The organism is Rathayibacter sp. AY1F8 (genome assembly GCF_002932165.1).
In the GTDB taxonomy this organism is placed as follows: domain Bacteria; phylum Actinomycetota; class Actinomycetes; order Actinomycetales; family Microbacteriaceae; genus Rathayibacter.
Genome location: NZ_PSVB01000006.1, coordinates 12,362 through 25,388, shown reverse-complemented (window position 1 = coordinate 25,388; position 13,027 = coordinate 12,362). Strand labels below are relative to the sequence as shown.

The following is a 13,027-nucleotide window of genomic DNA, read 5'->3' as shown; positions in this document are numbered from 1 at the left end:
GAGAGAAGCATCCGGGAAGACGACGCGGCGGACGACCCGGCCGAGGAGTGCACCAGGAATGGTGGAAGACAACAGTACGAGCGGATCCGATCCGGACCGCGACGAGCCCCGCAGCGGGGCCAGGAAGATCAGCCGCCTCTTCGGTGGCCGCCGGGCGACCCGGCGGACCGAGTCGAGCGCGCCAGCGACAGGGGAGACGATCATCGACAGCAACGAGACCGACCAGACCGGAGCCGAGGGCACCGAGCTGCCCGAGACCGGGAGCGCCGCGGAGGCGGCCGAGCCGTCGACGTCGACGGGCGCGGTGTTCTTCAACGCCCTCCCGCAGACCCCGGGCGCCGAGCAGGAGGAGCCGCGACGGCCCGCACTGCCGAGCCCGTCGCTGCTGTTCCAGGCGCCGGTCCTGCCCGACTACGTCGAGCTGGCTCCGCTGCCTCCCCGCGGTGCGCCGCTGGGCGTCCAGGAGGAGCGCGAGAGCCCGGCCGAGGAGCAGGGCTCCGTCCGCCGCCGCTCACGCCGCCGCAGCGGCGAGAGCGAGAGGTCCGGCTCCGACGACCCCGAGAACACCGTCGTCCGGGTCCGCCAGCCGCGCGAGCCGCGCGAGGCCCGCGAGCCCGAGCTCATCACCGAGCCGCAGCGCATCAAGGGCTCGACCCGCCTCGAGGCCAAGAAGCAGCGCCGCCGCGACGGCCGCGACGCCGGCCGGCGCCGCACGGTCGTCACCGAGTCCGAGTTCCTCGCTCGCCGGGAGGCCGTCGACCGCGTCATGGTCGTCCGCTCCAAGGAGGACAGCATCCGCATCGGCGTGCTCGAGGACGGCGTCCTCGCCGAGCACTACGTCGCCCGCTCGCAGGAGGCGTCGCTCATCGGCAACGTCTACCTCGGCCGCGTGCAGAACGTCCTCCCGAGCATGGAGGCCGCCTTCGTCGACATCGGACGCGGGCGCAACGCCGTGCTCTACTCCGGCGAGGTCGACTGGGACGCCGCGAACAACGCCGGCGGCCCCCGCCGGATCGAGCTCGCGCTCAAGCCCGGCGACCGGGTCCTCGTCCAGGTCACGAAGGACCCCGTCGGCCACAAGGGCGCCCGTCTCACGAGCCAGATCTCGCTCCCCGGCCGCTACCTCGTCTACGTGCCCAACGGCTCGATGAACGGCATCTCGCGGAAGCTCCCGGACACCGAGCGCGCCCGCCTGAAGAAGATCCTCAAGGAGGTGCTGCCCGAGAACGTGGGCGTCATCGTCCGGACCGCGGCCGAGGGCGCCACGGAGGAGCAGCTGACCGTCGACGTCGAGCGCCTGACCGCGCAGTGGACGGCTCTCAGCGCGAAGGCCGCGACCGGGCAGGCTCCCGCTCTCCTGCACAGCGAGCCGGACCTGCTGATCAAGATCGTCCGCGACGTCTTCAACGAGGACTTCGAGAAGATGGTCATCGCCGGCGACGACGCCCGCGAGACCATCGAGCTCTACCTCAGCCAGGTCGCACCCGATCTGCTCGAGCGCGTCGAGGTCTACACGGGTGAGAAGGACGCGTTCGACGAGTTCCGCATCACGGAGCAGATCGAGAAGGCGCTGGAGCGCAAGGTGTGGCTGCCCAGCGGCGGCTCGCTCGTGATCGACCGCACCGAGGCGATGACGGTGGTCGACGTCAACACCGGCAAGTTCGTCGGCTCGGGCGGGAACCTCGAGGAGACGGTCACGAAGAACAACCTGGAGGCGGCCGAGGAGATCGTCCGCCAGCTGCGCCTGCGCGACATCGGCGGCATCATCGTCGTCGACTTCATCGACATGGTGCTCGAGTCCAACCGCGACCTCGTGCTCCGCCGCCTGGTCGAGTGCCTGAGCCGCGACCGGACGAAGCACCAGGTCGCCGAGGTCACCTCGCTCGGCCTCGTGCAGATGACCCGCAAGAAGTTGGGCCTGGGCCTGCTCGAGACCTTCAGTGAGAACTGCGAGATCTGCGCCGGACGCGGCGTCATCGTCCACCACGACCCCGTGCTCAAGCACCGGTCGACCGCCGCTCCGCAGCAGGAGCAGCGCCGCCGGGGCAAGGGCGGCGAGCAGCAGCCCGCCGCCTCCGGGCGCTCGAACGGCGGGCAGAACGGGCAGGGCGCGCCGGCGACCAAGCCGATCAGCACCCACGCCATCACGGACGACGCGAAGAACGCGCTCGCGCAGATCGCCGCCAGCACCATCCACCCCCAGGCAGTGCGCCAGGCGGCGGAGGAGGCGGCCGCGCTGGTCGAGGACGCCGCCGAGACCGTCGAGGCCATGGCGCCGGAGGAGTCCGCCACGGCACCCGAGGAGCAGCCGTCCGAGCCGAGCCGTCGCGGCGAGCGTCCCGCCCGGGGCGAGCGCCGTCGTCGCAGCCGCGACCGCGAGCCGCGCCAGGAGGCCGCCGAGACGGCGACCGTCGAGTCGGCTCCCGTCGAGACCCCGGTCGAGAAGGAGATCGAGCCGGCCGCTGCCGCGCCGATCCTCGACATCCCGATCGCGCCGGTCACGCCTCCGCGCCGCGTCCGCAGCGAGGTCGCCGAGCACCTGCTCGACTCCGTGCTCGACGCTCTGCCGGCTCCGAAGCAGCCCGGCCAGGGCCGTGCGAAGAGCCGGCGCGTCACGACGGCCGCGCTCACCGGAGTCGCGGTCATCCCCGAGCAGACCCCGCGCCGCGCCGACCAGTAGCGCGACCCGGTGTCAGGAGGGCCCGGTGCCCGGCGAGAGCCGGCGCCGGGCCCTCTCGGCATCCCGGTCGCGCCCGCGGACGCGGAGCCCGCTCCGCCTCAGCCGCTCGACCAGCTCCCGCGCGCCGACGGGGACCGCGCCCGCGGCGACGAGCTCGTCGATCCGCTCCTCGGGCACGTCGTAGTGGTCCAGGTCGAAGCCGCGCTCGGGCACGCCGAGACGGCGCGCGAAGTCGTGGAGCTCCTCGAGCGAGACGTCGCTCACGAGGTGCGCCCACAGCCGGCCGTGCGCCGGCCAGCGCGCGCCGTCGACGAGGATGACCATTCCCCGATCGTAGGCGGCGCGCCGTCCGTCCACGCGCCTCCTCCTCGACTATCGTGACGGGGTCGCCGGTCGGGTGGACACGGCTTCGCAGTCGTGTGCGTTTGACCGTGGAGCGCGGATCCCGTACTCTTGACCGTTGGTGTGGCGCGATCCATGTGCTCACGCAGATTTCCGTTGTCGCTCCGCCCCTCACGGGGCGCGGGCCGCGGTGCCGGTTCCCTCGTGTCGTGAGGAGACGGGTACGAACCGGAAGACCGGGGCTCAGCCCCGTCCCTACAAGCCCCGGACGAGGCCTCCGCTCCGTCCAGACGAGAAACAGGTACGAGAAGTGGTTTACGCAGTTGTGCGCGCCGGCGGTCGGCAGGAGAAGGTCGAGGTCGGCACCATCGTGACGATGGACCGCGTCAAGGCCGACGAGAACGGCACCGTGCAGCTTCCTGCCGTGCTGCTCGTCGACGGTGAGTCGATCACCTCGGACGCGGCGACCCTCGCGGGCGTCACCGTCACCGCCGAGGTGCTCGAGGACCTCCGTGGTCCGAAGATCATCATCCAGAAGTTCAAGAACAAGACCGGTTACAAGAAGCGCCAGGGGCACCGTCAGGACCTCACGCGCGTCAAGGTCACTGGCATCAAGTAGTCCTGCAAAGGAATTGAGCTGACCTGCGGAGCGAGCCATCGCCCTGCAGGGCAACAGCACGGGGCTGCGGCCCCCCGGTCTCGAGGAGATGAGAAATGGCACACAAGAAGGGCGCGAGCTCCACTCGCAACGGTCGCGACTCGAACGCGCAGCGTCTCGGCGTCAAGCGCTTCGGCGGCCAGGTCGTGAACGCGGGCGAGATCATCGTCCGCCAGCGCGGCACGCACTTCCACCCCGGCGCGAACGTCGGACGCGGTGGCGACGACACCCTGTTCGCCCTCTCGGCGGGCGCTGTCGAGTTCGGCAGCAAGGGCGGCCGCAAGGTCGTCAACATCGTGGCGGCCGCCCAGTAGGGTCGACCTCCTCGGCCGCACAGGCACAGGACGCAAGGGGCGGGCTTCGGCTCGCCCCTTGCGCGTCTACCGGGGCACAGCCCCCCGGCGCCGGCATCCCGGCGCCGCACGCACTCACGGACGGATTCACACCATGGTCACCTTCGTCGACAACGTCACGCTGCATCTGCGTGCCGGCCACGGCGGCAACGGCTGCGTCTCCGTCCGTCGCGAGAAGTTCAAGCCGCTCGCCGGCCCCGACGGCGGCAACGGCGGGCACGGGGGCGACATCGTCCTCGTCGCCGACCCGCAGACGACGACGCTGCTCGCCTACCACCGCCACCCGCACCGCAGCTCCGAGAACGGCGGTCCCGGCATGGGCGACCACCGCGCGGGCGGGAACGGCGAGCTCATGGAGCTCCCCGTCCCGGTCGGCACGGTCGTCAAGTCGCCGGACGGCGACCAGCTGATCGACATGGACGAGCCCGGCCTACGGTTCGTCATCGCTCCGGGCGGGCAGGGCGGGCTCGGGAACGCCTCTCTCGCCACCACGAAGCGCAAGGCGCCCGGCTTCGCGCTGCTCGGCACGCCGGGCTGGGAGGGCGACGTCGTCCTCGAGCTGAAGACCGTCGCGGACGTCGCGCTCGTCGGATTCCCCTCGGCGGGCAAGTCGAGCCTCGTCGCGGCGATCTCGGCGGCCAAGCCGAAGATCGCGGACTACCCGTTCACGACCCTCGCGCCCAACCTCGGCGTCGTGCAGGCGGGGGAGTCGCGGTTCACCGTCGCCGACGTGCCCGGTCTCATCGAGGGCGCGAGCGAGGGCAAGGGCCTGGGCCTGGAGTTCCTCCGCCATGTCGAGCGCTGCACCGCGCTCGTCCACGTGCTCGACTGCGCCACGCTCGAGCCCGGCCGCGACCCGCTGACCGACCTCGACATCATCCTCGGCGAGCTGGCGGCGTACCCCGTCGGCGACGGACAGGTGCCGCTGATCGAGCGCCCGCAGCTGATCGCGCTCAACAAGGTCGACGTGCCCGAGGCCCAGGAGCTGGCCGACTTCGTCCGGGCCGACCTCGAGGGCCGCGGCTACCGCGTCTTCGAGATCTCGACGGTCAGCCACTCGGGACTCCGCCAGCTGACGTTCGCCCTCGCCGAGATCGTCGAGAAGCACCGCCTCGAGCTCGCGGCTGTGCCGCGGGTGGAGCGCATCACCATCCGCCCCCGCGCCGTGGACGAGAAGGACTTCGAGATCCGGGTCGAGGGCGGCTCGTACGGCAACGTCTACCGGGTCCTGGGCACCAAGCCCGTGCGCTGGGTGGCGCAGACCGACTTCACGAACGACGAGGCCGTCGGCTTCCTCGCCGACCGCCTGGCCAAGCTCGGAGTCGAGAACGGCCTCTTTTCGGCCGGAGCGGTCGCCGGCTCCACCGTCGTCATCGGCCCCGGCGACGGCGTCGTCTTCGACTGGGAGCCGACCCTCACCTCGACGGCCGAGCTCATCACCGCGCCCCGCGGAACGGACCTCCGCCTCGAGGACAACCGGCGCAAGACTCGCAACGAGCGTCGCGAGGACTACTTCGAGCGGATGGACGCCAAGGCCGAGGCCCGCGCGGAGCTCGAGCGCGAGCGCCAGGGCGGCGTCTGGCGCGTCGCCGACGAGGGCGACGGCACGGAGGCCGGCGAGGAGAGCTGACTCCCGCCGCCGGGGTCGTCTGCCTCTACACTGGCCGGATGCCGCAGACGACCCCCGACAGCAGTGCGCTGACCGAGCGGTTCGCCGCTTCCCGTGCCGCGTCGCGCTCCCTCCGCAGTGCGACCACCGACCTCAAGAACCGGGCTCTGCTCGCCATCGCCGACGCGGTGCGCTCGAGCGCCGCGCGCGTCGTCCCGGCGAACGAGCTCGACCTCCAGCGGGGTCGCGAGAGCGGGATGAGCGCGGGCCTGCAGGACCGCCTCCGCCTCGATGCGGCGCGCCTGGGGTCCCTCGCCGACGCCGTCGTCGCGGTCGTCGGGCTCACCGATCCGGTCGGGCAGACGGTGCGGGGATCGAACCTGCCCAACGGCGCCTCCCTCACCCAGGTGCGGGTCCCGTTCGGCGTCGTCGGAGCGATCTACGAGGCGCGCCCGAACGTCACCATCGACATCGCGGCGCTCGCCCTCAAGAGCGGGAACGCCGTGATCCTGCGTGGAGGCACGGCCGCGGAGAACACGAACCGCGTCCTGGTGGAGCTGCTGCAGGAGGCCGTCGCCTCCGTCGGCCTGCCCGCCGAGCTGGTGCAGACGGTCGACGACCACGGCCGCGAGGGCGCGAAGGCCCTCATGCGAGCGCGCGGCTACGTCGACGTCCTGGTGCCGCGGGGGAGCGCCGGCCTCATCGAGTCGGTCGTGACGGAGTCGACGGTCCCCGTGATCGAGACGGGCGCCGGAGTCGTCCACGTCTTCCTCGACGCCAGTGCCGACGAGCAGTGGGCCGTGGACATCGTCCACAACGCCAAGGTGCAGCGTCCGAGCACCTGCAACGCCCTCGAGACCCTCCTCGTCCACCGCGACGCCGCCGAGCGCCTCCTCCCGCCCGTGCTCGGCCGGCTCGCGGAAGCGGGAGTGACCGTGCACGGCGACGAGCGCGTCGCGGCGCTCTGGCCCGACGCGGTGCCCGCCACCGACGAGGACTGGTCCGCGGAGTACTACTCGCTCGACGTCGCCGTCGCGATCGTCGACGACCTCGACGCCGCGATGGCCCACATCGACCGGTACTCCACCCACCACACCGAGTCGATCGTGACGAACGACCTCCGAAGCGCCGAGCGCTTCCTCGCCGAGGTCGACTCCGCGGTCGTGATGGTCAACGCCTCCACCCGCTTCACCGACGGCGGGGAGTTCGGGTTCGGCGCCGAGGTCGGCATCTCGACGCAGAAGCTGCACGCTCGGGGCCCCATGGGCCTTCCCGAGCTGACCAGCACGAAGTGGCTGCTGCGCGGCGCGGGACAGGTCCGCACCTAGCGCCCGGACCGGCGATCCGGCGTCGAGCGGCGTCCGGGTAGACTCGTCTGAGCCCCGCCGGGGCGACCACGACCTCCAAGGAGCACTGCATGTCCCTCGCGACGACCGTCCTCGCCGAAGCAGCGGCCCACACGGAGCTGCCGTTCCCCCCGATCGTCTTCGGCCTGATCGCCGCCGTCGCCTTCACGGCCCTCGGCTTCGTCACCTGGAGCTACCGGGACGTGGCGAACCGCCACTCGCACAAGACCGGTGCCGGCTCCCACGACCAGCACGGTCACGGACACTAGGCGGGGAGCCCAGCGATCGTGACGTCCGCCGCGAGCGGAGGCCCGCGGCGTCCGCGCATCGGCGTGATGGGCGGCACCTTCGACCCGATCCACCACGGTCACCTGGTCGCCGCCTCCGAGGTGGCCCAGTCGTTCGACCTGGACGAGGTCGTCTTCGTGCCCACCGGCCAGCCGTGGCACAAGAAGACGGTGACCTCCGCCGAGCACCGGTACCTGATGACGGTGATCGCGACGGCGTCGAACCCGCGCTTCACCGTCAGCCGAGTCGACGTGGACCGCATCGGCACGACCTACACGATCGACACCCTGCGCGACATCCACGCCGCGCACCCCGACGCCGAGCTGTTCTTCATCACCGGCGCGGACGCGGTCGCTCAGATCCTGAGCTGGAAGGACTACGACGAGCTGTGGGAGCTGGCCCACTTCGTCGCCGTCAGCCGGCCGGGGCACGTCCTCAACGTTTCGGGATTGCCGGCCCAGGACGTATCCTTGTTGGAGATTCCGGCACTGGCGATCTCCTCGACCGACTGTCGGAGCCGCGTCAACCGGGGTCATCCGGTCTGGTACCTGGTTCCCGACGGTGTCGTCCAGTACATCTCGAAGCACCACCTGTATCGGAGCACGTCATGACAGTTCAGCCCGAGGAGAAGCCGCTCACCCGGCGCGAGATCCGCGAGCGCGAGAGGCGCGAGGCCGGTGCGGCCACGACCGCCGCCGTTCCGACGACGTCCCGCCGAGCTGCCACCGCGACCGCCACCACCGCCGGCGACATGCCGGTGCTGACCCCCACCCAGGCCCTGCGGATCACCCCCGTCGAGCCGAGCCCCGCGAGCGAGCCCGACCTGCGCACCTCCTCGATGGAGATCGTCGCCACCGAGAACGCCACGGGCCGCCAGCTGACCCGTCGGGAGCTGCGCGCACTGCTGGCGCAGCAGCAGGCGGAGAAGGTCGCCGCCGCACCGGAGGCGGAGCCGCCCGCCGACGAGGAGCGGTCCGACGACGAGCGCTCCGACTACGTCGAGGGCGCCCTCGAGCGCGCCTCGGCGCTCCCGCCGACCGGGTCGGTCCCCGTGATCGAGGCGGCCGACGAGTCCCGTGATGCGGAGCCGGTGCCCGAGGGCGCAGCGGAGCAGGAGCCGGAGGGCGACGAGGACGTCGTCACCGAGGACGCCCCCGAGGCGTCCGAGGAGGAGGCGGACGAGTCCGCCACCGATGCGACCGCGGACGCCGACGCGGCCGAGGTGCACGAGGCCGAGATCGAGAGCTCCTCCTCCGACGACGAGACGCCGTCCGCGGACGCCTCCGACGAGCGGGACGCGGACGACGAGCAGCCGACGGCCGGCGAGCAGCCCGAGCAGCCGCACCTGAACACCGCGCTCTTCGCGTCGGTGGGCGGATCCCTCGACATCGCCGACGAGAAGGCCACCGAGATCACCGGGAGCTTCGAGCCGCCGATCGAGCACCTCGCCATCACCGAGGAACTCGACAGCAAGTCGAAGGAGGAGGTGGACGCCTCGTTCGACTCCCTCATCGCGAGCGGAGTCGCCGCCACCGGTGCCGTCACCACCACCAACGCGCTGATCCTGCCGACCACGGGCCCCGGCGCGACAGTCGGCACGGACACGGGGGAGATCCTCGTCACCGGCTCGTTCGACCTCCCGCGCAGCCTCGGCTCCACGGGCCAGCACCCGAACCTCTACGACTCGCCCGATGTGGACCGCTACGTCGACCGCATCGACCGCGAGCAGCCCGTCGGCGAGTCCGAGCCGGTCCGGGCGTCCAGCGCCGTCTCCACCCACGCCGCCGGCACCTCGATGATCGCGCCGCAGAAGCGCGCCGGCGTGAGCGTCCCGGTGGTCCTCGCGATCACCGCGGCCGTCCTGCTGGTCGGCGCGATCGCGCTGTTCATCGGCGGCTTCGTGCTCAACATCTTCTGATCTCCACCACCGACACTGAAGGCTTCATGACTGCGACCGATTCCGCCCGCGCCCTGCTCCAGCTCGCGGCCACCGCCGCCGACTCCAAGGGCGGTGAGGACCTCGTCGCCCTCGACGTCTCGGGGCCGCTGCCGCTGGTCGACATCTTCCTCCTCGCCACCGGCCGCTCCGAGCGCAACGTGGTCGCGATCGCGAACGAGGTGGAGGACCGCCTGAACGACTCCGGCGCCAAGCTGCTGCGCCGCGAGGGCCGTGCGGAGGGCCGCTGGATCCTCCTCGACTTCGGCGACCTCGTCGTGCACGTCTTCCACGAGGAGGACCGCATGTACTACTCGCTCGAGCGCCTCTGGAAGGACTGCCCGACGGTGCCGTTCACCCTCGAGCAGCCCGTCGCCGTCGACTCGTCGACGTCCTCGAACTGACGAACACGCCCGGCGACAGCGCTCGATTTCACTTCACGCGAATCGTGTTGTAGTTTATTCGAGTTGCTTCCGCCGGGCGGAGACAGCGAAAGACAGTACGAAGCAAGACAGAACACAACACGGGTCCGTGGCGCAGCTGGTAGCGCACCTGCATGGCATGCAGGGGGTCAGGGGTTCGAATCCCCTCGGATCCACCGAACAGGTCCGCACTCCTCCGGGAGTGCGGACCTTCGTCGTTCACGGCGCTACAGGGTCTGGCGCCGTCCTGTCCGGCTCAGGCCGGTCATGACCGTACCCGCCCGGCCGCCGGGTCCCCCTGCTGGTCACGCACGCGTCGGCCCGACCGGCTCCACATGGCCGCCGCATCCGGCGAGGAATCCGGAGAGCTCGCCCCAGGCGTCCTCCCCGATCGTGGTGTTCGGGCGCCGTGCGAGATCGGCCAGAGCGTCCGTCAGCTCGTCGACTCCCGTCACGATCCTCGTCCGTGCCGCTCCCGTGCCCTGCCATCCGGGCGCGTACGTCCTGACGTCGGGGTGGCTGTAGAGCACGGCCGTCTCGAACCACGGCGTGGGCAGACCGTTCAGGGCCAGGTGCTCCTTGAGCCTCGCGGCCTGGATCCGGACCTGCCGGGCGGGGACGTGCTGCTCGACATGCGTGCGCACCGTCCACCGCGACACCGTCCCCGGTGCGATCTGAACCGCGAAGGCCTCGGGCAGGGCGTCCTCGTCGAGGAGGACGCCGTAGGAGGGGTGGACAGTACCGGGTCGCACGCCGTCGAAGACGACCCCCTGCCAGTACTTGGCCTCGATGATGAGCGCGCCGTGCCGGGTGAGCAGCAGATGGTCGATCTGCGCGAGGAAGCGGCGCGTCGTGCGCGCGTCGACCGGTACGAAGACGACGTTCGTGGCGAGGACGCCGGACAGCCCCGCCGAGGCGCACGCCTCCCGGATCAGGGTGTGCGAGACGGCCTCGCTGCTCCAGGTCCTGGCGAGCGCGTCACGGGTCTGCTCGACCTCCTCCTGCGCCGTCTCGAGCTCGTTCCGACTGAGGTCGCGCTCGGCGTCGCGCGCGCGCGTCAGTGCCTTGAGCGCCGCCTCGTGGCTCCGGTCGCGCTCGGCGATCGTGCGCTGGTGCTCCTCCGCGGCCTCCTCCGCCGCCGCTCTCGCCGCAGTGCGCCGTCGGCGGCCGGTGACGACCGTGATGAGGAGGGCCAGGAGCAGGGCGGCCGCGACGGCCCAGGGCAGGTACTCGTTCATGGTCCCCAGGCAAGCACGGACCACCGACCGTGCGCCGCCACGGCTCCTGATCGCGCCGTTCGGCGGACCGGCCGCGGTGCGCTCGCTCGTGCCCTGTCCGGACGTCTTCGTCGGCGTCCGCCTGCGCGCGCGGTGGAGACGCCGACCCTGCGCCGGCCGATCGCGCAGGCGGAGCCCTACCGCCGCCTGGCGGACGCGATGCGCGACCAGCACGAGGTCCGGCTGACCGGCGTCGAGGGCACGCTGCTGGGCTTCGTCGGCCCGCAGCCGTTCCAGGGGATCAGCGTCGCCGGCCTGCACACGCACGTCGTCGACACCACCGGCGGGATCGGCGGCCACGTGCTCGCCGCCTCCGGAGTCGCGGGCCTGATCGAGATCGAGCGGTACGGCGGCATCACCCTCCTCCTGCTGGAGTCGGACGACCACCCGCGAGCCGGCTTGGACGCGGCGGCCGACGCCGGGATCCGCGCCGTGGAGACCGACCACCCGCCCTGAGCGGCCCTACCCTGGACGCATGCCCTCACTGCGCGACGTCCACGCCGTCATCGACCGTCTCTGGCCCGAGGCGGCCGCCGAGAGCTGGGACGCGCCCGGCCTGGTCACCGGCGACCCCGACGCCGCGGTGGAGCGGATCCTGCTCACGGTCGACGTGGTCTCCGACACCGTCGCGGAGGCCGTCGACGGCGGATACCAGCTCCTGGTCGCGCACCACCCGCTGCTGCTGCGCGGCGTCACCTCGATCGCCGAGGACGGCTACAAGGGCCGCCTGCTCGCGGACCTCGTCCGGGGCGGCTGCGCACTGATCTCGGCCCACACGAACGCCGACATCGTCGCGGACGGCGTCTCGGACGTGATCGCGACCCGCCTCGGCCTGACCGGCACGACTCCGCTCGTCCCGGGCGCCGACCCGTCGGTCGGGCTCGGCCGGGTGGGCGACCTGCCCGAGGAGGTGACGCTCGGACGCCTGGCCGGAGCCGTGGCCGAGCTCCTGCCGGCCACCGCAGGGGGAGTGCGGGCCGCGGGCGCCTACGAGACGCCCGTGCGCCGCGTGTCGCTCTGCGGAGGAGCGGGGGACTCGCTCCTGGACGCTCCCGCCGTCCGCACGAGCGACGTCTTCATCACCGCCGACCTCCGGCACCACCCGGCCTCCGAGGCGCGCGAGAAGGCCCTGCACGGCACCGGGCCCGCCCTCATCGACGTCTCGCACTGGGCGAGCGAGTGGCTGTGGCTCGACGTCGCCGCGACCGCGCTGCGGGAGGCCCTGCCCACGGTCACCGTCGAGGTGAGCGAGACCCGCACCGACCCGTGGGATTTCGCGATCGTGCACTGACCCGCCGCGGGCACGGGAGAATGGACGCGGCGCGCCCGTACTGCGCGCCGGGAACGAGGACCGCCACGTGAAAGCCAGCCCCGCACACCAGCGCGAACTCCTGACTCTGGCGAGTCTGGACACGAGGGGCGCGCAGCTGCGCCACGCCCTCGCGACGCTCCCGCAGATCGCGCGGATCCAGGCGATGCAGGCCCGCGACAACGAGACCCGCCGCTCCCTCGCCGAGCGCACAGGGCGCCTCGAGGACGTGCGCACCGAGCTCGGGCGCATCGAGTCCGACGTCAGCGTGGTCGAGAAGCGGCTCACCCGCGATCGCGACCGCCTGCAGACCGCATCCGCGGCCAAGGACATCGCCGCGCTCGAGAGCGAGATCACCTCCCTCGTGAAGCGACGGGGAGACCTCGAGGACATCGAGCTGACCCTGATGGAGCGGATCGAGGGCATCGAGTCCGAGGTCGCCGCGGCTCAGGCCGAGCGCGACGAGGTCGTCGCCTCGCTCGGGACCCTCGCCGAGGAGCGCGACGCGCAGGCCGAGAAGCTCCGCGACAAGCAGGAGGCGCTCGCCCGGGACCGGGCGGACCTGGTGACGACCCTTCCGGAGGACCTGGTCGAGCTGTACGAGAAGCAGCGCGCCCGCTACGGAGTCGGCGCGGCCCTCCTCCGCGGGAAGGTGTCGGAGGGGAGCGGCGTGGCCCTCACCGAGTCGGACCTCTCCTGGATCCGCGCCTCCGCTCCCGACGAGGTCGTCCTCTGCCCCGACAGCGGCTGCATCCTGGTGCGCGGCGAGGAGTCCACCCTCGCCTGAGCCGTACACTGGACGGGCGA

Annotated in this window: 14 protein-coding genes and 1 tRNA gene; 13 read left to right on the top strand and 2 right to left on the bottom strand. The window is 72.0% G+C overall.

Annotated features, from left to right (window positions below):
• The first annotated feature begins 58 nt into the window (after positions 1–58).
• Positions 59–2,680, top strand: a complete 2,622-nt coding sequence (locus C5C35_RS06675) for an Rne/Rng family ribonuclease (protein ID WP_104262804.1) — start codon at positions 59–61, stop codon at positions 2,678–2,680.
• 12 nt (positions 2,681–2,692) lie between these two features.
• Here C5C35_RS06675 and C5C35_RS06670 read toward each other — a convergent pair whose 3' ends face one another.
• Positions 2,693–3,004, bottom strand: a complete 312-nt coding sequence (locus C5C35_RS06670) for a DUF4031 domain-containing protein (protein ID WP_104247269.1) — start codon at positions 3,002–3,004, stop codon at positions 2,693–2,695.
• Positions 3,005–3,332: 328 nt separating this feature from the next.
• On the opposite strand from C5C35_RS06670, the gene rplU reads away from it, so the two are divergent.
• The 9 genes from rplU to C5C35_RS06625 all read left to right on the top strand — a co-directional run bounded on the left by rplU (position 3,333) and on the right by C5C35_RS06625 (position 9,810).
• Complete coding sequence (gene rplU / locus C5C35_RS06665; RefSeq protein WP_104223682.1) at positions 3,333–3,641, top strand: 50S ribosomal protein L21; 309 nt, start codon at positions 3,333–3,335, stop codon at positions 3,639–3,641.
• Between the two features lie 95 nt (positions 3,642–3,736).
• A complete protein-coding gene (gene rpmA, locus C5C35_RS06660; protein ID WP_068209107.1) occupies positions 3,737–3,994 on the top strand; it encodes a 50S ribosomal protein L27 in 258 nt (85 codons plus the stop codon).
• Positions 3,995–4,127: 133 nt separating this feature from the next.
• Positions 4,128–5,663, top strand: a complete 1,536-nt coding sequence (obgE, locus tag C5C35_RS06655; protein WP_104223681.1) for a GTPase ObgE — start codon at positions 4,128–4,130, stop codon at positions 5,661–5,663.
• A gap of 38 nt (positions 5,664–5,701) precedes the next feature.
• Positions 5,702–6,970, top strand: a complete 1,269-nt coding sequence (locus C5C35_RS06650; protein ID WP_104262803.1) for a glutamate-5-semialdehyde dehydrogenase — start codon at positions 5,702–5,704, stop codon at positions 6,968–6,970.
• Between the two features lie 89 nt (positions 6,971–7,059).
• On the top strand, positions 7,060–7,257 hold the full coding sequence (locus tag C5C35_RS06645; protein WP_104223679.1) for a hypothetical protein: 198 nt from the start codon (positions 7,060–7,062) through the stop codon (positions 7,255–7,257).
• Positions 7,258–7,275: 18 nt separating this feature from the next.
• Positions 7,276–7,887: a nicotinate-nucleotide adenylyltransferase gene (nadD, locus tag C5C35_RS06640; RefSeq protein ID WP_104223678.1), complete on the top strand. Its 612-nt coding sequence runs from the start codon at positions 7,276–7,278 to the stop codon at positions 7,885–7,887.
• On the top strand, positions 7,884–9,194 hold the full coding sequence (locus tag C5C35_RS06635) for a hypothetical protein (protein ID WP_104262802.1): 1,311 nt from the start codon (positions 7,884–7,886) through the stop codon (positions 9,192–9,194). The genes nadD and C5C35_RS06635 overlap by 4 nt, the downstream gene beginning before the upstream one ends.
• 26 nt (positions 9,195–9,220) lie before the next feature.
• The gene (gene rsfS, locus C5C35_RS06630) at positions 9,221–9,616 is read left to right on the top strand and encodes a ribosome silencing factor (RefSeq protein ID WP_104223676.1); all 396 of its coding nucleotides are present in this window, start codon (positions 9,221–9,223) and stop codon (positions 9,614–9,616) included.
• Between the two features lie 121 nt (positions 9,617–9,737).
• Positions 9,738–9,810: transfer RNA gene (locus C5C35_RS06625), tRNA-Ala, on the top strand.
• Between the two features lie 129 nt (positions 9,811–9,939).
• Here C5C35_RS06625 and C5C35_RS06620 read toward each other — a convergent pair.
• On the bottom strand, positions 9,940–10,872 hold the full coding sequence (locus C5C35_RS06620) for a nuclease-related domain-containing protein (protein WP_146084572.1): 933 nt from the start codon (positions 10,870–10,872) through the stop codon (positions 9,940–9,942).
• A 132-nt stretch (positions 10,873–11,004) separates the two neighbouring features.
• Here C5C35_RS06620 and C5C35_RS16945 point away from each other — a divergent pair, with 132 nt between their 5' ends.
• The 3 genes from C5C35_RS16945 to C5C35_RS06610 all read left to right on the top strand — a co-directional run bounded on the left by C5C35_RS16945 (position 11,005) and on the right by C5C35_RS06610 (position 13,007).
• A complete protein-coding gene (locus tag C5C35_RS16945) occupies positions 11,005–11,367 on the top strand; it encodes an acetolactate decarboxylase (RefSeq protein ID WP_181134115.1) in 363 nt (120 codons plus the stop codon).
• Between the two features lie 19 nt (positions 11,368–11,386).
• On the top strand, positions 11,387–12,202 hold the full coding sequence (locus tag C5C35_RS06615) for a Nif3-like dinuclear metal center hexameric protein (RefSeq protein ID WP_104247263.1): 816 nt from the start codon (positions 11,387–11,389) through the stop codon (positions 12,200–12,202).
• A 67-nt stretch (positions 12,203–12,269) separates the two neighbouring features.
• Positions 12,270–13,007 carry a zinc ribbon domain-containing protein gene (locus tag C5C35_RS06610; RefSeq protein WP_104226713.1) on the top strand — a complete coding sequence of 246 codons (738 nt, stop codon included), beginning with the start codon at positions 12,270–12,272 and terminating at the stop codon, positions 13,005–13,007.
• Positions 13,008–13,027: the final 20 nt, after the last annotated feature.